Raw genomic sequence first — 18480 nt, forward strand, 5'->3', positions numbered from 1 at the left:
ACAACCATTATCAATAAGCGATACGGTTGCGTCATGCCCGATGCCTCATCCCGCCGCGCCCGCCTGCTCGTGCCCGCCCTCGCGGCGGCATCCGCTCTCGCGCTGACCGGATGCGCGAGCGACGGATCGGCCGCCGGTGACGCCGAGCCGCAGATCGTCGCCACGACGACGCAGGTCGCCGACTTCGCCCGGCAGCTCGCGGGGGAGCAGGCCGACGTCACGGGGCTGCTCGAGCCCGGCCAGAGCGCGCACTCGTTCGACCCCTCGGCGGCGCAGCTCATGGCACTCGGCTCGGCCGACGCGCTGGTCGTCAACGGCGGCGGCCTCGAGAGCTGGCTCGACGATGCGGTCGCGGCGTCCGGGTTCGACGGCGTGCTCATCGACGCCGCCACCGGCATCGAGCTCGCATCCACCGAGGACGACCACGACGACCACGACGACCACGCCGAGGGCGACGACCACGCCGACGAGGCCGACGAGGCCGAGCACGGTCACGAGGAGGACGAGCACGCCCACGACGAGGGCAACCCGCACATCTGGACCGACCCCGAGCTCGCCGAGCGGATGGTCGCGAACATCGCCGACGGCCTCGCCGACGTCGACGGCATCGACGGCGACGCGATCCGGGCGAGCGAAGCCGAGTACACCGCACAGCTCGACGCCCTCGACGCCTGGATCGAGGAGAACGTCGCCCAGGTGCCGGTCGACGAGCGGCTGCTCGTGACGAACCACGACGCGTTCACCTACTTCCTCGACGCCTACGACGTGACCTTCGTCGGCAGCGTCATCCCGAGCTTCGACGACAACGCCGAGCCGAGCGCGGCCGAGATCGACGCGCTCGTCGAGCGGATCCGCGCGACCGGCGTGGGCGCCGTGTTCTCCGAGGCGTCGATCTCGCCGAAGGCGGCGGAGACGATCGCGAGCGAGGCGGGCGTCGCCGTGTACTCGGGCGACGACGCGCTGTACGGTGACTCGCTCGGCCGGCCGGGCACCGAGGGCGAGACGTACGTCGGCAGCCAGGTGCACAACGCGAGCCTGATCCTCCAGTCGTGGGGCGTCGAGCCTTCCACGCTGCCCGAGGCCCTGCGAGGATGACGCCATGACCGACGTCGCTCCCGTCCTGCGCCTCCGCGATGCCGCGTTCCGGCACCCCGGCGGCAGCGGCGTGACCGGCGTGTCGGTCGACGTGGTCGCGGGCCAGGCGCTGGCGGTGATCGGTCCGAACGGTGCCGGGAAGTCGACGCTGCTTCGCGGCATCCTGGGCCTCGTCCCGCTGACGGCGGGTGAGATGCGGATCGACGGGCGTTCGGATGCCTCGAACGGCATGATCGGGTTCCTGCCCCAGTCGGTCGAGCTCGATCCCGACTTCCCGATCAGTCTCGCCCAGGTCGTGACGCAGGGCCGGTACCGGCGGCTGGGCCTGTTCCGCTGGCCGGGACGCCACGACCGGCAGGTCGTGCGCGACGCCCTGCAGACCGTCGGCCTCGCCGACCTCGCGAACCGCCGGTTCGGGGAGCTCTCCGGCGGCCAGCGCCAGCGCGGCTTCCTCGCCCGGGCGCTCGCAGCGGAGCCTCGACTGCTCCTGCTCGACGAGCCCTTCAACGGGCTCGACCAGCCGAATCGCGACGCGCTCATCGGCACCCTCCGGGCGCTCAAGGAGCGCGGCGTCGCCGTGATCGTGTCGACGCACGACCTCGAGCTCGCGCGCGAGGTGTGCGATGCGGCACTGCTCGTCAACGGGTCGCAGCTGAGCTGTGGCGCGATCGACGACGTGCTCACGCTCGCGAACGTGCAGGAGTGCTTCGAGGGCGTCGAGGTCGAGCTCGACGAGCACACGCTCGTCGTGCCCGGCCACGAGGGCCACTGATGCCGCTACGGGAATACGCGGCGCCGGGCCGTCCGTCGTCACCGCCGACGCGGGGGAGCGGCGCCCGATGACCGCGTGGGACGCCCTCTTCGGCGCCTACGCGCTGCCGTTCATGGGCCGCGCGCTCGTGGTGCTGCTGGTGCTCGCCGTCGTCGCCGGGCTCGTCGGGGTGCTCGTGAACCTCCGCGGGCTCGAGTTCATCAGCGACGGCCTCACGCACGCGGTCTTCCCGGGGCTCGCGATCGGGCTGGCCGTGGGCGGAACCTCGGGACTCGTGCCCGGCGCCGCGATCGCCGCGCTCGCGGGCGCGGTCGTCCTGACGCTGTTCGTCCGTGCCGGGGTCACCTCCGATGCCGCGGTCGCCGTGGTGCTCACGGGCGCGTTCAGCGTCGGCGTGATCGTGGTGTCGCGCAGCGACGACTACGCCGGCGAACTGGAGGCGCTGCTCTTCGGGCGGGTGCTCACGATCGCCCCGCAGGATGTGCTGCCGCTCGTGATCGTCTCGCTCGCCGCGGCGCTCGCGGTCGGCATCACGCTCAAGCAGCAGGTGCTCCGTGCGTTCGACGCGCAGGCGGGCCGGGCCGCGGGCGACAGCCCGCTCGTGCTCGACCTCGTGCTGAACTGCGCCGTGGCCCTCGTCGTCGTCGCCGGCGCGAGCACCGTCGGCACGCTGCTCGTGCTGGCGCTGCTGATCGTGCCCGGCGCGTCGGCCCGGCTCCTCACCGATCGGCTCTGGTGGCTGTTCCCCGCCGCGGCGGCGGTCGGCGCGGTGAGCGCCTGGGTCGGCCTGTCGCTCGGGTTCGCCGTGTCGGTCGGCGCGGGCATCGACCTCCCGGCCGGCAGCACGGTCGTCGCGGCGTTCGTGCTGGTCTACGGGGTGCTGCTCGCGATCCGGCTCGTGCGCGACAAGATGGCGCGGGCCGACGGCCGGCGACGGGCGGGCTCCGGTGCCGGTGCACCGCGCGGGGCGCGACTCGACGCGGTCATCGAGGCGGCGGCGGGGGAGCGCTGATGGGCTACTTCGAGCGGGCGCTGCTGGCCGCGATCGTCATCGGAGCCGGCGCGGGATTCGTCGGCGCCCTCGTCGTGCTGCGCCGCCGCACGTTCTTCGCGCAGGCGCTCACGCACGCGACGTACCCCGGCGCGGTCGCCGCGGCGGCGCTCGGGATCAGCGTGCCGCTCGGCGCCGCCGTCGCAGCGGTGGCCATCGTCGCGGTGATGTCGGCGATCGCGCGCGCGCGCCGCCAGGGCGCCCAGGTCGCGGCGGGCATCGTCCTCACGGGCGGGTTCGCGGCGGGCGCGCTGCTGCAGGCCGTGGTGCCCGGGCTTCCCGTCCAGCCCGAGTCGTTCCTGGTGGGCTCGATCCTCACGGTGACCGACGGCGACATCCTGCTCGCGACGGCGGTGCTCGTGGCATCCGTCGCCCTCGTCGCCGCATTCGGCACGCGCATCGTCTTCTCGACGTTCGACCGTGCCGGGTTCCGGGCCGCCGGATTCAGGGAGTGGCCGATCGAGCTGCTCGTGCTCGCGCTCATCGCGGCGTCGGTCGTCAGTTCGCTGCCGGCGGTCGGAGCGATCCTCGCCATCGCCCTGCTTGCGGCGCCGGCCGCGGCGGCCCGGCTCGTGGTGCCCACGTTCCGCGGCGTACTGGTGGTGGCCCCGGTGATCGGCGCGGCGTCGGGGGTGCTCGGAGTGCTCGTCTCGCGCTACGCTGCCGTCGCGGCGGGCCCCTCGATCGCGCTCGCCGCCACCGCCTTCTTCCTGCTCGCCCTCGGCGGCTCCCAGCTGCGGCGACTACCCTCGAGGCGGGCTCCCATCCCGGTGGAGACCGCGGAGGACGCACGGATCGCATGAAACGCAACACCTGGCAGCGCGAAGCGGTGCGCGAGGCGCTCGACGGCACCGAGGGGTTCATCAGCGCGCAGGCACTGCACTCGGCACTCCACGCGAGCGGGTCGCCGATCGGACTCGCGACGGTCTACCGCGCACTCGGCGACCTCGCGTCCAGCGGCGAGGCCGACTCGCTGCAGTCGCCCGAGGGCGAGTCGCTGTACCGCGCGTGCAGCACCGGGCACCACCACCACCTCATCTGCCGCAACTGCGGCCTGACGGTCGAGATCGCGGCCGACGAGGTCGAGGCCTGGGCGCGCCGCGTGGCGGGTGAGCACGGCTTCACCAGGGCCGCGCACGTCGTCGACGTGTTCGGGCTCTGCGCCGAGTGTTCCCGAACGCTCGACGCCGACGCCTGAGCGCCGGCCGGACCGCGGCATCCGCCTGCCGGACCGAAAGTCCCAACGGCCGCTCTGCGGCGCGTCTACTGTGGGCGGGTTCGTCGACGGGGGAGGGGACGGTCATGGTGGAGCAGGGACGCAGGTACCGGGGGGACGAGCTCACGCCGAGGTTCCTGAGGCCGGGCGAGGCGACGGTGGAGTCGCGCGATCAGTTCCCAGGGGGCGAGTCGCTGCCGTCGACGGTGTACCAGATCATCCACGACGAGACGATGCTCGACGGGAACGCGCGACTGAACCTCGCGACGTTCGTCGGCACCTGGATGGACGACGAGGCACGCCGGCTCTACGTCGACTCGTTCGACAAGAACATGGTCGACAAGGACGAGTACCCGCGCACGGCCGCGATCGAGGAGCACTGCTGGCGCATGCTCGCCCACCTGTGGAACGCACCCGATCCGAGCCGGGCCATCGGTACCTCCGCCATCGGCTCGAGCGAGGGGTGCATGCTCGGCGGGCTCGCACTCAAGCGACGCTGGCAGCAGGCCAGGCGTGCGGCCGGGAAGTCGACGGAGCGGCCCAACATCGTGATGTCGAGCGCGGTGCAGGTCTGCTGGGAGAAGTTCTGCAACTACTTCGAGGTCGAGCCGCGGTACGTGCCGATCACCGAGGAGCATCCGACGCTCGATGGGCACGACCTCGATCGCTACGTCGATGCGCACACCATCGGCGTCGTCGGGATCATGGGGGTCACCTACACCGGCACCTACGAGCCGATCGCGCAGATCGCCGCCGCGCTCGACGACATCCAGGAGCGCAAGGGGATCGACGTGCCGATCCACGTCGACGGCGCATCCGGGGGGATGGTCGCGCCGTTCCTCCAGCCCGACCTGCCCTGGGACTTCCGCATCGCGAGGGTGCACTCGATCAGCACCTCGGGCCACAAGTACGGGCTCGTGTATCCCGGGATCGGGTGGGTGGTGTGGCGTGACCGCGACGTCCTTCCCGAGGAGCTCATCTTCGAGGTGAGCTACCTCGGCGGTTCCATGCCGACGCTCGCGCTGAACTTCTCACGTCCCGGTGCCCAGGTGCTCCTGCAGTACTTCATGTTCCTGCGGCTCGGGCGCGACGGCTACCAGGCGGTGCAGCAGGCGTCGCAGGATGTCGCGAAGTACCTCTCCGCCGGCATCGGCGACCTCGGGCCGTTCGAGATGTGGAACGACGGGAGCGACATCCCGGTGTTCGCCTGGCGGCTGCGCGATGCCGATCGCCGGAAGTGGAGCCTGTACGACCTTCAGGACCGGCTGCGGATGAAGGGCTGGCTCGTCCCGGCGTACCCCATGCCGGACGACCTCGCCGACGTCACGGTGCAGCGCATCGTCGTGCGCAACGGCCTCACGATGGATCTCGCCGACGAACTGCTCGACGACATCCGCGAGTCCACCGAGTACCTCGAGAAGCTCGCCTCCCCCATGCCAGACATGGGGCCGCGCGCGGCATTCCACCACTGAGTCGATGACCGCACCGGGCCGGGCCGCGATCCGCCGGCTGCGCCGCGAGGCCTGGGGCTTCGCGGTGGGCTCGGCGTGCTTCTTCGCGGGGGCGCTGCCGTGGTACGCCGACTGGCTCGGCGTGGTCGGCGCGAACCTCACGTTCTTCGTCGGCTCGATCTTCTTCACGCTCGCCGCGTTCATCCAACTCGGCCTGAGCGGCCGCATCCTGCCGCACGCCAGGATGAACTCCGCCGACCGCGCGGACTGGTGGGCGGCCGCCGTGCAGTTCGCCGGCACGCTCCTGTTCAACATCTCGACCGCGGCCGCGCTGCTCGCCGCCATCGCCCGGCCCGACGCCGTCGGCATCGGATGGCGGCCCGACGCCTGGGGTTCGATCGCCTTCCTGGTGTCGTCGACGCTCGCGGTGGTCGCCACGAAGGACCGAGGTCGCCTCTGGGACAGGGACGCACGCACCTGGCACGGCACCTGGCTGAACCTGGCCGGATCGGTGGCGTTCGGAGCCTCGGCGGTCGGCGCGTACGTGATCCCCGACAGCGGCGACCTGCTCAACGAGGTCCTCGCCAACGCGGGCACGGTGCTCGGCGCGGTGTGCTTCTTCGTCGCGGCGCTGCTCTCGCGTCGCACGATCCCGGCGGGCTGAGCCCACGACCACGGGTCGGATGCCGCGACATCGGATTCGGGCCTGATCCGGCCCTCTGCTAGACTCGACGTTTGGCTGGGCGCTTCCACCGTCCAGACCGTGGATGAATCCCCCTGTATCTACCGCGCGAGCGGAGGGGCTCGTCTGCAGACAAGTGACCTTGGGAGGGGCCGTCCGGCCCCTCGGTATTGGAGGAAGACCAATGGCAGCAGTGTGCCAGGTGACCGGAGCCACTCCCGGCTTCGGACACAACATCTCGCACTCGCACCGCCGGACGAAGCGCCGCTTCGACCCGAACGTGCAGAAGAAGACCTACTACGTGCCGTCGCTGCGTCGTAACGTCACCCTGAACGTGTCCGCCAAGGGCATCAAGGTGATCGACGCCCGTGGCATCGAGGCCGTCGTCAAGGACATCCAGGCTCGTGGGGTGAAGCTCTAATGGCGAAGCAGCAGGACATCCGTCCGATCATCAAGCTCCGTTCGACGGCCGGCACCGGGTACACCTACGTGACCCGCAAGAACCGTCGCAACAACCCCGACCGTCTCGTGCTCAAGAAGTACGACCCCGTGGTGCGCAAGCACGTCGACTTCCGAGAGGAGCGCTAAGACATGGCGAAGAAGAGCAAGATCGCGCGCAACGAGCAGCGCAAGGTGGTCGTCGACCGCTACGCGGCCAAGCGCGCCGAGCTGAAGAAGGCCCTGGTCGACCCGAACGGCACCGACGAGAGCCGCGAGGCCGCCCGCGTCGGCCTGCAGAAGCTGCCCCGCAACGCCTCGCCGGTGCGCGTGCGCTCGCGCGACGCCATCGACGGCCGCCCCCGCGGCGTGCTCACCAAGTTCGGCGTCTCGCGCGTCCGCTTCCGTGACATGGCGCACCGCGGCGAGCTGCCCGGCATCACCAAGTCGAGCTGGTAAGCAGCGGCATCCGCTTCCGAGAGGGGCGTCCCGGATCATCCGGGGCGCCCCTCTCGTCGTCGAGGGCGCTGTCGCGCCATCCGTCAACCCCCGGACGAACCTGCCCAGAAGACCCGGAAATCCGCGTGTTTCCGCGGGACTCTGCTACATTCGAGGCGGCCTGAACGGCCACGGGGGCGATCGCGAGGTCGACTCCGCGTATCCACACGACAGCTGTAGACACAGCGAAGGTCCGAGGAGGACATTCCATGGCTGACAAGTCGCTCAACAAGTCCGAGCTCGTTGCCAAGATCGCTGCGGCGACGAACCAGAGCCAGAGCACCGTCGACTCCGTGCTGAACGGGTTCTTCGACACGCTGGCCGACTCGGTCGGATCGGGCACCAAGGTCTCCATCCCGGGCTGGCTCGCCGTCGAGCGCACCCACCGCGCCGCCCGCACGGGCCGCAACCCGCAGACCGGCGAAACCATCCAGATCGCCGCCGGCAACTCGGTCAAGGTTACCGCGGGCTCCAAGCTCAAGGCCGCCGCGAAGTAACTCGCGGCGCGTCGCACGACGCATCCCGAGACTCCCGAAGGGGCGCCCGGTCATCCGGTGCGCCCCTTCGGCGTGTCGTCTCCGCAAGGGGCGGATGGCGCGGGGCGAAGCGAGCAGGGCCCGGGCGGGCCGCTCCCAGCCGGCTCGCCTAGGCTTGTCCGGTGCCCCGTTCCGTCCGCGTCCTCGGCCCTGCCGCGCTCGTCGCCGTCGCACTCGGTGCGATGGTCGCGGCGCTGGCGTACGGCGGGGGAGCGGCGCCGTACCCGATCCAGGACCCGGGGCCGGTCGCGCGCTGGGGCGTCCCTGTCGCCAAGCTGTTCGTGAACCTCGGCGCGGCCGGCATGATCGGCGCGCTCGTGCTCGCCGTCTGGGCGTTGAGCCCCAAGCGGCGCGAGTTCGGCCTCGCGCTCGACGTGGCCGCGGCGTCGGCCGCCGTGCTCACCGTCGCGAGCGCCGCGACCGGCGTGCTCACGTTCACGCTCGTCACGGGCGTGCCGTTCGATCTCAGCGACCGGTTCGGCCAGCAGCTCGGCCAGTTCGCGACGTCGATCGAGCTCGGCCGGGCCTGGCTGACGACGACCCTCGTGGCGGCGGCGGTCACCGTCCTCTGCTTCGCGGTCCGCAACCACACCGCGCTCGTGTTCGTGACGGCGCTCGCCGTGGTCGCCCTCGTGCCCATGGCGCAGCAGGGCCACGCCGCGGGCACGGCGGGCCACAACGAGGCGATCGTCGCGCTCGGGCTGCACCTCGCGTTCGTCGCCGCGTGGCTCGGCGGCCTCCTCACCCTCGTGCTGTTGAAGCCGAGCCTCGACGGCGATCGCCTCGCGGTCGTGCTCGCGCGCTACTCGACGGTCGCGTTGATCTGCTTCATCGTGGTCGCGATCTCGGGCTACGCCGGCGCGGCGCTCCGCATCGGCACCTGGGCCCAGCTGACCACCGGGTACGGCCTCCTCGTGGTGGTGAAGGTCGCGGCCCTCGTGGCGCTCGGCCTGTTCGGAGCGGCGCAGCGCCGGGTCATGATCGGGCGGATGACGCGCGCCGGCGCGTCGACGACCCGCACGTTCTGGCTGCTCGTCGTGGTGGAGCTCGCGTTCATGGGCCTCGCGTCGGGGGTCGCCGCGGCGCTCGCGCGCACCGCCACCCCCGTCTCCGAGGAGGCGGCGGGCCAGCTCGCTCGCACGCCCGCCGAGATCCTCACGGGCGAGCCGTTGCCGCCCTGGCCCGACGCGTGGCGCTACCTCACCGAGTGGAGCCCCGACCTGCTGTGGCTGCTGCTCTGCGGGTTCGGCATCTTCTTCTACGTCGCCGGCGTAATGCGGCTGCGTCGCCGCGGCGACCACTGGCCCGTGTACCGCACCGTCCTGTGGGTCGCGGGCCTCCTGCTCCTCGCGTGGGTGACGAGCGGCGGCGTGAACGTGTACGAGGAGTACCTGTTCTCGGCGCACATGCTCGCGCACATGGTCCTCACGATGGGCGTGCCGGTCCTGCTCGTGCCGGGCGCGCCCGTGACGCTCGCGGCACGCGCCATCCGCCCCCGCAAGGACGGCAGCCGCGGCGGCCGCGAATGGATCCTGCTCGCGGTGCACTCGCGCTTCGCCGGCATCATCGCGAACCCGATCGTGGCGGCGGTCCTGTTCGCGGGATCGCTGTGGGTGTTCTACTACTCGCCGCTGTTCCGGTGGACCATGGAGGACCACATCGGGCACGAGTGGATGGTCGTGCACTTCCTCATCACGGGCTACCTGTTCGTGCAGTCGCTGATCGGCATCGACCCGGTGCCGTACCGGTTGCCGTACCCGTTCCGGCTCGTCCTGCTGCTCGGCACGATGGCGTTCCACGCGTTCTTCGGCCTCGCGATCATGATGGGAACGGGCCTGCTGCTCGCGGACTGGTACGGCGCGATGGGCTGGGGCACCGATGCGCTCGCCGACCAGCAGTTCGGCGGCGGCATCGCCTGGTCGATCGGCGAGATCCCGACCGTCGCGCTCGCGATCACCGTGGCGATCCAGTGGGCGCGCACCGACGCCAAGGAGAGCCGGCGCCGCGACCGGCACGCCGACCGCACCGGTGAGGCCGAGCTCGAGGAGTACAACGCGCGCCTCGCCGCGCTCGCGCAACGCGACGGCGTGCAGTGAGCGGCGAGCCGATGGCGCGCCGCGACGACGGCATCCGCCGGATCGTGGTGATGGGCGTCTCGGGCGCCGGCAAGAGCACCGTGGGCGCGGCGCTCGCGCGCCGGCTCGGCGCGCCGTTCGTCGACGCCGACGACCTGCACCCGCCGGCGAACATCGCGAAGATGCGGGCGGGCACGCCGCTCGTCGACGCCGACCGCATGCCGTGGCTCGACCTCGTCGGCGCCACGCTCGCCGAGGCGACCGGCCCGGGCGTCGTGGTCGCGTGCTCGGCATTGCGGCGCGCGTACCGCGACCGGTTGCGCGCGGCCGCGCCCGACGTGGTGTTCGTCGCGCTCGACGCCGACCCGGGGCTGCTCGCCGAGCGCATGGGAGCCCGCGCCGGGCACTTCATGCCGGCGACGCTGCTCGCGTCGCAGCTCGCGCTGTACGAGCCGCCCGCCGCCGATGAGCGCGCGGTGGTGTGCGCGGTGGACGTGCCGATCGAACGGATCGTCGAGGCCGCGGTCGCGGGGATCGAGCGTCTCGAAGGCTAGGGATCGAGCTCGGTTCAGCGGAGCTGGATGGCGATCGAGCCGTCGGGCCGTACGGTGGCGTCGAGTGCGAGCGTGAACGCCTCATCCTGCTCGAGCGTGGAGAGCTCGCCGTCGAAGAGCGACTGCACGTCGACCGTGATGCGGGCCACGCCGGGCGTCGCCGGCATCTCGAACGTCGTCTCGCCCGGCACGAGCGTGACCTCGGGCGGGGCGACGATGGTCCATGTCGGCTCGCCGACCACGCGGTCGTCGATGACCACGCCGAACGGGCAGCCCGCGGGCTGCAGCACCGCCTGGCCGGCGCACTGTTCCTGGAGGTACTCGTCGACCTTCGCCTGCACGCGATCCACGAACGCGGCCGTCGGCAGCGCGTCGACGGTGACGGCCACGGTCGCGCCGGGCTCGACCACCACCTCGGTCGGCACCGCCTCGAGCAGCGTCGAGTCGTAGCCGAACTCGTACACGGCGGGCGCGATGGCGAGATAGGAGGCCTGGTGCGTGAACGCGGCGAGCTCCTCCGGAGTCTTGGTCGCGCGCGTGTCGAGCGTGAGCGAGCCGACCGTGAAGAGCGGATTGTGCGCGGCCGTCACCTCGATGACCGCGAGCGGGCTGGTCGCGAACTCCCACCGGTGGAGCACGCCGTAGAGGGGCTCGATCGGCCGCACGTCGAACGCGGTCTCGATGATCGCCGACTCGAGCCGGTAGCTCGCGGTCACGGTGTGCGAGCCATCGTCGTGCGCGACGTCGGAGACGATCCGCACGTCTTCGGGACCCGATTCCACCACCCCGGAGCGCAGCATCGCCGTGGACACGTCGGCGGGCAGGCCCCTCGCGGCGATCGCGCCCTCGTCGAGCCGGACCCCCGGAGTGGCGGCCGCGCTGACGATGTCGTCGTTCGCGATGGCCCCCAGGTACCGCTCGACGAACGAGGAGGCGCCGTAGATCGTCTGGTTGAGGCCGCCGAGCGCGGCGAGGAACGCGCCGCCGAGCATGATCGCGAGGCCCGTCCACCCCGCGATCGCGGCCGGCGACAGGCGGCCATCGCGTCGGCCCGATCTCCCCACCCGGCAAGTCTAGACACGGGCCCTGTCTGCTCCCGGTCGTCCACAGCGAAACCCGTGGGTCCACGGATGCCGCGGCAGCCCCCTGCCGTCCAGCCGGCCGGTCTACAGTGAAGACGCCGAACGCGGCATCCGACCCGCCCGACCGGGCACCGACCCCGAACCGAAGGCGCGACCCGTGCAGCACGTGACGCTGACCGCCGAGCAGCAGGCGGTGTTCCATGCGATCGAGCACACGCGCGAGCACGTCTTCGTCACGGGTCGCGCCGGCACCGGCAAGTCCACCCTGCTGAACCACCTCAACTGGTACACGGGCAAGCAGATCGTCATCTGCGCGCCGACGGGCGTGGCCGCGCTCAACGTCGGCGGCCAGACGATCCATTCCCTGTTCCGGCTCCCCATCGGCGTCGTGGCCGACCACGAGATCGACCAGAACGACGCGGTCCGCAAGCTCCTCAACGCCATGGACACGCTCGTCGTCGACGAGGTGTCGATGGTCAACGCCGACCTCATGGATGCGATGGACCGCTCGCTGCGACAGGCGAGGCAGCGCCCGCACGATCCGTTCGGGGGCGTGCAGGTCGTGCTGTTCGGCGACCCGTACCAGCTCGCGCCGGTGCCCGGGTCGGGCGACGAGCGGCGGTACTTCGCCGACACGTACCGCTCGATGTGGTTCTTCGACGCGAACGTCTGGAACGAGGCCGACCTGCGCATCTACGAGCTCGGCGAGATCCACCGGCAACACGACGACGCGTTCAAGCACATGCTCAACGCGGTGCGGCACGGCATGGTGACGGCCGAGATCGCGGGCGTGCTGAACGACACGGGCGCGCGGCGACCGCTGCCCGAGCAGGGCGCGATCACGCTCGCCACCACGAACGAGACCGTGAATCGCATCAACCGCACGGCGCTGCACCGCCTGCCGGGGCACTCCATCGCCAACGAGGCCGAGGTCAACGGCGAGTTCGGCGGGCGAGGCTACCCGGCCGACGAGAAGCTCGAGCTCAAGGTCGGCGCGCAGGTCATGTTCCTGCGCAACGACACCGGCGGCTGGGGCGAGGCCCCGCGGTGGGTCAACGGCACGATCGGGACCGTCACGTCGCTCGAGGGCGCGGTGCGCGTCGAGGTCGAGGGCGAGGAGCACGAGGTCGAGCCCGTCACCTGGGAGAAGTACCGGTACTCGTGGGACCCGGTGCAGAAGAAGCTCGAGCGCGAGATCGTCGCCGAGTTCACGCAGTTTCCGCTGCGCCTCGCCTGGGCCGTCACGATCCACAAGTCGCAGGGCGCGAGCTACGAGACCGCGATCGTCGACCTCGGCTCGCGCGTGTTCAGCCCAGGGCAGACGTACGTCGCGCTGTCCCGGCTGACGAGCCTCCACGGGCTCTACCTCGCACGGCCGCTCGTGCCGCGCGACATCATCGTCGATCGCGACGTCGAGCGGTTCATGTCGGGTGCGATGCGCCAGATCGGGCCGGCCGAGGCCGCAGTGGTCGAGTAGCGGCGGAGCGGCGTCATCGCCGGGTCCGGCCCGGCACCGATGATCGGCCCACGGCCCGGCCGGTGCCGATCGGGGGACACGCAGACGGGGACTCGCGCGGCGATCCGCCGAGGGGATACCCTGCCGACACGTCAGGGCCGACGCTGCGGGTTACAATCGCATCGGACACACGTCGGGGGGCACGGTGGCTGCAGTGGTGACACGCGTTCGGCGGAGGATCGCCGCGACCGTCGTGGCCGTGTCGGCGATCGTCGGCCTCTCCTCCTGCATGCCTCCCGGGCAGCCGTCCGCCGACTACCAGCAGGTCGATGCGCAGTTCGCGCCCGAGGTCGTCGAACAGCTCGACGCCGCGCTCGCCGAGGCCGTGCGCCTGAGCGGCTCGAGCGGCGCGGTCGCCGGCGTGTGGGCGCCCTGGGCCGGCAGCTGGACGGTCGGCACGGGAGCCGTGGGATTCGCCGAGGGCTCCGCGCCGGTCACCGCCGAGACGCGGTTCCAGCTCACCGAGGCGACGGGCGAGATCACGTGCGCGACGATGCTGCGCCTCGTCGACGCCGGAGCGATCGAGCTCGACGACGAGGTCGCGTCGATGATCCGCGGCCTGCCCGGCATCGGCTCCATCACCGTCGAGCAGCTCTGCCGCAACGAGTCCGGCCTCGCCGACTACTACCCGTCGCTGCGCCGCCACTTCGTCAGCAACCCCGCGCGGGTCTGGCCGAGCGGCGAGCTGATCTCGAGCGGGATGGCGCTCGCCAGGATCGGCGAGCCCGGCAGCGTCTGGAGCGAATCGCGCACCGGCATGCTGCTCCTCGCGACCGCGCTCGAGCAGCACACGGGGCGGAGCTGGAGCGAACTCGCCGAACAGTACGTCTTCGACCCGCTCGAGATGGATGCCACGGCGCTGCCCGCTCCGACCGACACCGACTTCACCGGCGCGCTCGGCGGATTCTCGGCGGGGATCCTTCCCGACGGCACGGCCGACTGCGCGGCGCTGATCGACGTGTCCGAGCGATCGAGTTCGATCGGGGGAGCGGCGGGCGGCGCCCGCTCGACGCTCGAGGATGCCCGCGAGTTCAGCCAGGCGTTCGCGAGCGGCGCGCTGTTCGAGGAGGAGACCGCCCGGCGCGTGTGGACGGTCGAGCCCTTCGGCGGATCGACTCCGCTCTGGCAGGGGCAGGGCATCGGCGGACAGCAGTACGGCCCGATGCGCGGGGTGGCGGGTGAGTCCACCGGCGCGCTGACCGCCGCCTTCACCGACGCCGAGTCGGGCCTGACGGTCGTGCTCGCGCTGAACAACTCGACCGGCGGCGAGGCGCTCGTGCGCGAGGCGGCGTTCGCGCTCGCCTCGATCGCGTCGAAGGCCGACGCCGCCGACGGGAGCGAGCAGCCGCTCGTCGAGCTGCCCTGGTCGCTCGAGCAGGCGACGCAGCGCATGACGGAGGCGGCGACCTGTCCGCTTCCCGCTCCGCCCGCCGAGTGAGACTTTGGACCCACGGCCCAACGGCCGTGGCCGCCAGACTTGGCGCTGGGACGCCGAGGTGCACGCCACGGCGGAGGGAGAAGCGCATATGTGCCGCTGGCTGGCGTACTCGGGTGAACCGCTGCAGGCGTCGGCGGTGATCCTCGACCCGAAACACTCGCTCGTGGCGCAGTCGCTCGACTCGCCCCTCGGCGCCGAGACCGTCAACGGCGACGGGTTCGGGATCGGCTGGTATCCCCAAGGGGCGGTGTCCGGGAGCATCCCGGCGGTCTTCCACAGCATCGAGCCGGCGTGGCACGACGAGAACGTGCGGGAGCTGTCGAGGTCGATCGTGAGCCCGCTGTTCTTCAGCCACGTGCGTGCGGCGGGCGGGCCGCCGATCCAGCAGTCGAACTGCCATCCGTTCCGCTGGGAGAACTGGCTGTTCATGCACAACGGCTTCCTCGGCGAGTTCGCGAAGGTCAAGCGCGACCTCACGTTCGCGATCGATCCCTCGCTGTACCCGCACGTCAAGGGCACGACCGACTCCGAGGTGCTCTTCCACCTCGCGATCACCTTCGGGCTCGTGGACGACCCCGTGAAGGCGTTGACGGCGACGGTCGACCACGTCGAGCGGGTCGGCCGGGAGCACGGCATCCTCTTCCCGATGCAGGGCACGATCGCCGTCGCGGACGGCGCGACGATCTGGGCGCTGCGCTACTCGTCGCAGGGCCGTTCGCGCACGCTCTTCCATTCGGTGGACATTCCCACCATCCGCGAGATGTATCCCGACGCCGAGCGGCTCAGCCGGTTCGGCGAGCACGCGCACGTCGTGGTGTCCGAGCCGCTCAACGACCTCCCCGGCATCTTCGTCGAGGTGCCGGAGGCCACGATCGCGATCCTCGACCGAGAGGGATACCACCATGAGCCCTTCCGATCCGCAGCCTGAGACCGTCGCCGCGCCTTCGGGCGAGGCGCACGCCTCGTGGTCGGTCGTCGCCGCGCTCTCGGCCGCGCAGTTCGTGATGGTCCTCGACAGCTCGGTCATGAACGTGTCGATCTCGACGGTCGTCGAGGACCTCGACACCACGGTCGCGGCGATGCAGGCCGCGATCACCTTCTACACGCTCACGATGGCCGCGCTCATGCTCGTGGGGGCGAAGCTCGGCGACGTGTGGGGCCGGCTGCGGGCGTTCGTCATCGGCTCGATCGTGTACGCGGTGGGCTCCCTCACGACGGCGCTGAGCCCGAACATCTACGTCCTCTTCGCCGGATGGTCCGTGGTCGAGGGCATGGGCGCCGTGCTCGTGATCCCGGCGATCGCCGCCCTCATCGCCGACAACTACGACGGTCGGCAGCGCGTGACCGCATTCGCGATGATCGGGGCGGCGTCGGGCGCCGCGGTCGCGGCCGGTCCGCTCATCGGCGGATTCGTGACCACCTACTTCTCGTGGCGCTACGTGTTCATCGGCGAGGTCGTGGTGATGGCCGGGGTCGTGCTCTTCGCCCGCCGGATCGCGGACCGCCAGCCGCCCCGTCGCACGCCCATCGACCTGCCGAGCGTGCTGCTCTCCTCGGCCGGCCTCGTCGCGATCGTGTACGGCATGCTGCAGAGCAAGGTGTGGGGCTGGATCCAGCCGTTGCAGTCGCCCGAGATCGGCGGCGTGACGATCGCCCCGCTCGGGGTGTCGCTGACGACCTGGCTGATCCTCGCCGGGTGCGCGCTGATCGCGTGGTTCTTCCGCCGCCAGCAGCGGCTCATCGACACGGGCCGCTCGCCGTTCCTCGACGTCACGCTCTTCCGCATCGAACGGCTTCGCAGCGGACTCGGCGCACTCGGCGCGCAGTACGCCGTGACCGCGGGGCTGTTCTTCATGATCCCCGTGTACCTGCAGATGACGCTCGGAATGGACGCGCTCGAGACGGGCCTGCGCATCTTCCCGCTGTCGATCTCGCTCATCCTGTTCTCGTTCGCGGGGACCAGGCTCTCCAATCTCTGGTCGCCGCGGCGCATCGTCCGCGTCGGGCAGGTGGTCCTCGCGCTGTCCGCGGTGGTGCTGCTCGCGTCGGTCGACGTGGAGCTGCGCATCCCCGCGTTCGGCATCGGCATGTTCACGGCGGGCGCCGCACTCGGCCTGCTCGCCTCGCAGCTCGGCAACGTCAACATGTCGAGCGTGGGTCCCGAGAAGTCGAGCGCGGTCGGCGGCATGCAGGGCGTGTTCCAGAACCTCGGATCGTCGCTCGGGACCGCGCTCATCGGCTCGGTGCTGATCGGCGCGCTGGCCACGTCGTTCGCCGGCACCGTCGCCGAGAGCGAGCTGCCAGACGACGTCAAGCAGTCCGTCGCGGAGGCGACCGAGGGCGGCGTCGACCTCGTGCCCGCGTCGAGCGTCGATGAGATCGGCGAGGAGGCCGGGTTGTCCGCCGAGGACGCGGAGACCCTGGCCGACGCGTACAGCGAGGCGCAGATCGAGTCGCTGCGGATCGCGTTCGTCGGACTCATCGCGATCGCGCTCGGGGCGCTGCTGTTCTCGCGCGGCATCCCGGATGACGCACCCGCGCGCCGTCGCCCGGAGCGCGCGACCCGACCCGAAGGAGGCACCCCGTGACCGACACCGCACCCGACCCCGCGACCGACACCGCACCGGGACCGGTGGACGACGCCGCCGCCGCGGTCGCCGCCCCACCCCGGAGCGACTTCGCCGCGCGGGCCGAGGCCGGACGCGCAGCCCGGCGCCGCGTGCCGCGCTCGTCGCACGCCGGCTGGACGGCTCCGTCCGACCGGCCCGATCCGGTCTCGCTGCTGGAGCAGCAGGCCGTGACGCGGGTGCCCGAGCTCGTGCCGATCCGGTATGCCCGAATGCTCGTGTCGCCGTTCAACTTCTACCGCGGCGCCGCCCTCATCATGGCCTCCGATCTCGCCGGCACCCCGGTCTCGGGGATCACGACCCAGATCTGCGGCGACGCGCACCTCTCGAACTTCGGCGTCTTCGCGACGCCCGAGCGCGCGCTCATCTTCGACATCAACGACTTCGACGAGACGCTGCCGGGCCCGTGGGAGTGGGACGTCAAGCGCCTCGCCGCGAGCGTCGAGATCGCCGGGCGGCATCGCGGGTTCTCGGCGCGGGAGCGGACGAGGGCCGTCCTGGCCGCGGTCGCCGGGTACCGGGAGCAGATGCGCCGGGCCGCCCGGGCCGGCGTGCTCGAGGCGTGGTACGACCGGCTCGACGCCGAGCGGGTGGAGCAGTGGATCCGCGAGGAGGCGGCGGCCAACCGCGTCGACGCCAAGCAGGTCAAGCGCACCGAGGCCACGCTCGCGAAGGCCCGCACCCGCACCAGTGTCCGTGCGTTCACGAAGCTGGTCCAGGTGGTCGACGGCGAGCTCCGCATCGCCGCCGACCCGCCGCTCATCATGCCCGTGGAAGACCTCGGGGTCGGCGAGGGCACGCGCGGCGACATCGAGCGCTGGATGGAGCGCATGCTCGTGGAGTACCGGTCGACGCTGCCCCTCGAGCGCCATCCGATCGAGGAGTTCTCGTACGTGCACATGGCGCGGAAGGTGGTTGGGGTCGGCAGCGTCGGCACGCGCGCCTGGATCGTGCTGCTGCGCGGCCGGGATGACGCCGACCCGCTGATCCTGCAGGCGAAGCAGGCGGAGGCGTCGGTGCTCGAGCGGTTCCTGCCGGCCAGCCGGTACGACCACCACGGCGAGCGGGTCGTGCGCGGGCAGCGGCTCATGCAGGCCGCGAGCGACCTCTTCCTCGGCTGGCAGCGGGTGCTCGCCCCCGACGGCGTCGAGCGCGACTTCTACCTGCGGCAGCTCAACGACTGGAAGGGCTCGGCCGACATCGAGATCATCCTCCCGCGGGGCGCGGAGCTCTACGCCCGGGCCTGCGGTCAGACGCTGGCCCGTGCGCACGCGCGCGCGGGCGACCGGGTCGCGATCGCGTCGTACCTCGGCTCCTCCGATCGGTTCGACGAGGCGATCGCGCGGTTCGCCGTCGACTACGCCGACCAGAACGAGCGCGACTACGCCGCGTTCGCCGAGGCCGCGGCATCCGGTCGCCTCACGGTCGCCGAGCGCTACTGACCCGACG

19 protein-coding genes are annotated in these 18480 nt (G+C 71.6%); 18 read left to right on the forward strand and 1 reads right to left on the reverse strand.

Going from position 1 to position 18480, the window contains the following annotated elements; translation table 11 throughout:
• The first annotated feature begins 33 nt into the window (after window positions 1-33).
• The 13 genes from ACZ4TW_RS02320 to ACZ4TW_RS02380 all read left to right on the forward strand — a co-directional run bounded on the left by ACZ4TW_RS02320 (window position 34) and on the right by ACZ4TW_RS02380 (window position 10368).
• Window positions 34-1095, forward strand: a complete 1062-nt coding sequence (locus ACZ4TW_RS02320) for a metal ABC transporter substrate-binding protein (RefSeq protein ID WP_465539741.1) — start codon at window positions 34-36, stop codon at window positions 1093-1095.
• A gap of 4 nt (window positions 1096-1099) precedes the next feature.
• The gene (locus ACZ4TW_RS02325) at window positions 1100-1867 is read left to right on the forward strand and encodes a metal ABC transporter ATP-binding protein (protein ID WP_465539742.1); all 768 of its coding nucleotides are present in this window, start codon (window positions 1100-1102) and stop codon (window positions 1865-1867) included.
• A 67-nt stretch (window positions 1868-1934) separates the two neighbouring features.
• Complete coding sequence (locus ACZ4TW_RS02330) at window positions 1935-2879, forward strand: metal ABC transporter permease (RefSeq protein WP_465539744.1); 945 nt, start codon at window positions 1935-1937, stop codon at window positions 2877-2879.
• Window positions 2879-3721, forward strand: a complete 843-nt coding sequence (locus ACZ4TW_RS02335) for a metal ABC transporter permease (protein ID WP_465539746.1) — start codon at window positions 2879-2881, stop codon at window positions 3719-3721. The genes ACZ4TW_RS02330 and ACZ4TW_RS02335 overlap by 1 nt, the downstream gene beginning before the upstream one ends.
• Window positions 3718-4116 (forward strand): Fur family transcriptional regulator, encoded by a 399-nt coding sequence (locus ACZ4TW_RS02340; protein ID WP_465539748.1) that lies wholly within the window; start codon window positions 3718-3720, stop codon window positions 4114-4116. Before ACZ4TW_RS02335 ends, ACZ4TW_RS02340 begins: the two co-directional genes overlap by 4 nt.
• Window positions 4117-4220: 104 nt before the next feature.
• The gene (locus ACZ4TW_RS02345; RefSeq protein WP_465539749.1) at window positions 4221-5606 is read left to right on the forward strand and encodes a glutamate decarboxylase; all 1386 of its coding nucleotides are present in this window, start codon (window positions 4221-4223) and stop codon (window positions 5604-5606) included.
• A 4-nt stretch (window positions 5607-5610) separates the two neighbouring features.
• Window positions 5611-6249, forward strand: a complete 639-nt coding sequence (locus ACZ4TW_RS02350; RefSeq protein WP_465539751.1) for a hypothetical protein — start codon at window positions 5611-5613, stop codon at window positions 6247-6249.
• Window positions 6250-6451: 202 nt separating this feature from the next.
• Window positions 6452-6688: a 50S ribosomal protein L28 gene (gene rpmB / locus ACZ4TW_RS02355; RefSeq protein WP_465539754.1), complete on the forward strand. Its 237-nt coding sequence runs from the start codon at window positions 6452-6454 to the stop codon at window positions 6686-6688.
• Entirely contained in the window at window positions 6688-6855 is a 168-nt protein-coding gene (rpmG, locus tag ACZ4TW_RS02360; RefSeq protein ID WP_021760158.1) for a 50S ribosomal protein L33, read from the forward strand. The genes rpmB and rpmG overlap by 1 nt, the downstream gene beginning before the upstream one ends.
• Before the next feature lie 3 nt (window positions 6856-6858).
• A complete protein-coding gene (gene rpsN, locus ACZ4TW_RS02365) occupies window positions 6859-7164 on the forward strand; it encodes a 30S ribosomal protein S14 (protein WP_465539756.1) in 306 nt (101 codons plus the stop codon).
• 248 nt (window positions 7165-7412) lie between these two features.
• Complete coding sequence (locus ACZ4TW_RS02370; protein ID WP_204391098.1) at window positions 7413-7700, forward strand: HU family DNA-binding protein; 288 nt, start codon at window positions 7413-7415, stop codon at window positions 7698-7700.
• Between the two features lie 221 nt (window positions 7701-7921).
• A complete protein-coding gene (locus ACZ4TW_RS02375) occupies window positions 7922-9835 on the forward strand; it encodes a bifunctional copper resistance protein CopD/cytochrome c oxidase assembly protein (RefSeq protein ID WP_465540257.1) in 1914 nt (637 codons plus the stop codon).
• Complete coding sequence (locus tag ACZ4TW_RS02380; RefSeq protein ID WP_465539758.1) at window positions 9832-10368, forward strand: gluconokinase; 537 nt, start codon at window positions 9832-9834, stop codon at window positions 10366-10368. The genes ACZ4TW_RS02375 and ACZ4TW_RS02380 overlap by 4 nt, the downstream gene beginning before the upstream one ends.
• 14 nt (window positions 10369-10382) lie before the next feature.
• Here ACZ4TW_RS02380 and ACZ4TW_RS02385 read toward each other — a convergent pair whose 3' ends face one another.
• The gene (locus ACZ4TW_RS02385; RefSeq protein ID WP_465539760.1) at window positions 10383-11432 is read right to left on the reverse strand and encodes a hypothetical protein; all 1050 of its coding nucleotides are present in this window, start codon (window positions 11430-11432) and stop codon (window positions 10383-10385) included.
• A 175-nt stretch (window positions 11433-11607) separates the two neighbouring features.
• Between ACZ4TW_RS02385 and ACZ4TW_RS02390 the strand changes: the two genes are divergently transcribed.
• The 5 genes from ACZ4TW_RS02390 (at window position 11608) to ACZ4TW_RS02410 (ending at window position 18473) form a co-directional block, all read left to right on the forward strand.
• Window positions 11608-12927, forward strand: coding sequence for an ATP-dependent DNA helicase (locus ACZ4TW_RS02390; protein ID WP_465539761.1), 1320 nt, complete (start codon window positions 11608-11610; stop codon window positions 12925-12927).
• Window positions 12928-13120: 193 nt separating this feature from the next.
• Window positions 13121-14404: a serine hydrolase domain-containing protein gene (locus ACZ4TW_RS02395; RefSeq protein WP_465539763.1), complete on the forward strand. Its 1284-nt coding sequence runs from the start codon at window positions 13121-13123 to the stop codon at window positions 14402-14404.
• 88 nt (window positions 14405-14492) lie between these two features.
• The gene (locus tag ACZ4TW_RS02400) at window positions 14493-15332 is read left to right on the forward strand and encodes a class II glutamine amidotransferase (RefSeq protein ID WP_465539765.1); all 840 of its coding nucleotides are present in this window, start codon (window positions 14493-14495) and stop codon (window positions 15330-15332) included.
• On the forward strand, window positions 15307-16992 hold the full coding sequence (locus tag ACZ4TW_RS02405) for an MFS transporter (protein WP_465539767.1): 1686 nt from the start codon (window positions 15307-15309) through the stop codon (window positions 16990-16992). Before ACZ4TW_RS02400 ends, ACZ4TW_RS02405 begins: the two co-directional genes overlap by 26 nt.
• Window positions 16989-18473, forward strand: a complete 1485-nt coding sequence (locus ACZ4TW_RS02410) for a DUF2252 domain-containing protein (protein WP_465539769.1) — start codon at window positions 16989-16991, stop codon at window positions 18471-18473. Before ACZ4TW_RS02405 ends, ACZ4TW_RS02410 begins: the two co-directional genes overlap by 4 nt.
• Window positions 18474-18480 lie beyond the last annotated feature (7 nt).

It is taken from the genome of Agromyces sp. NPDC029043, assembly GCF_055564615.1.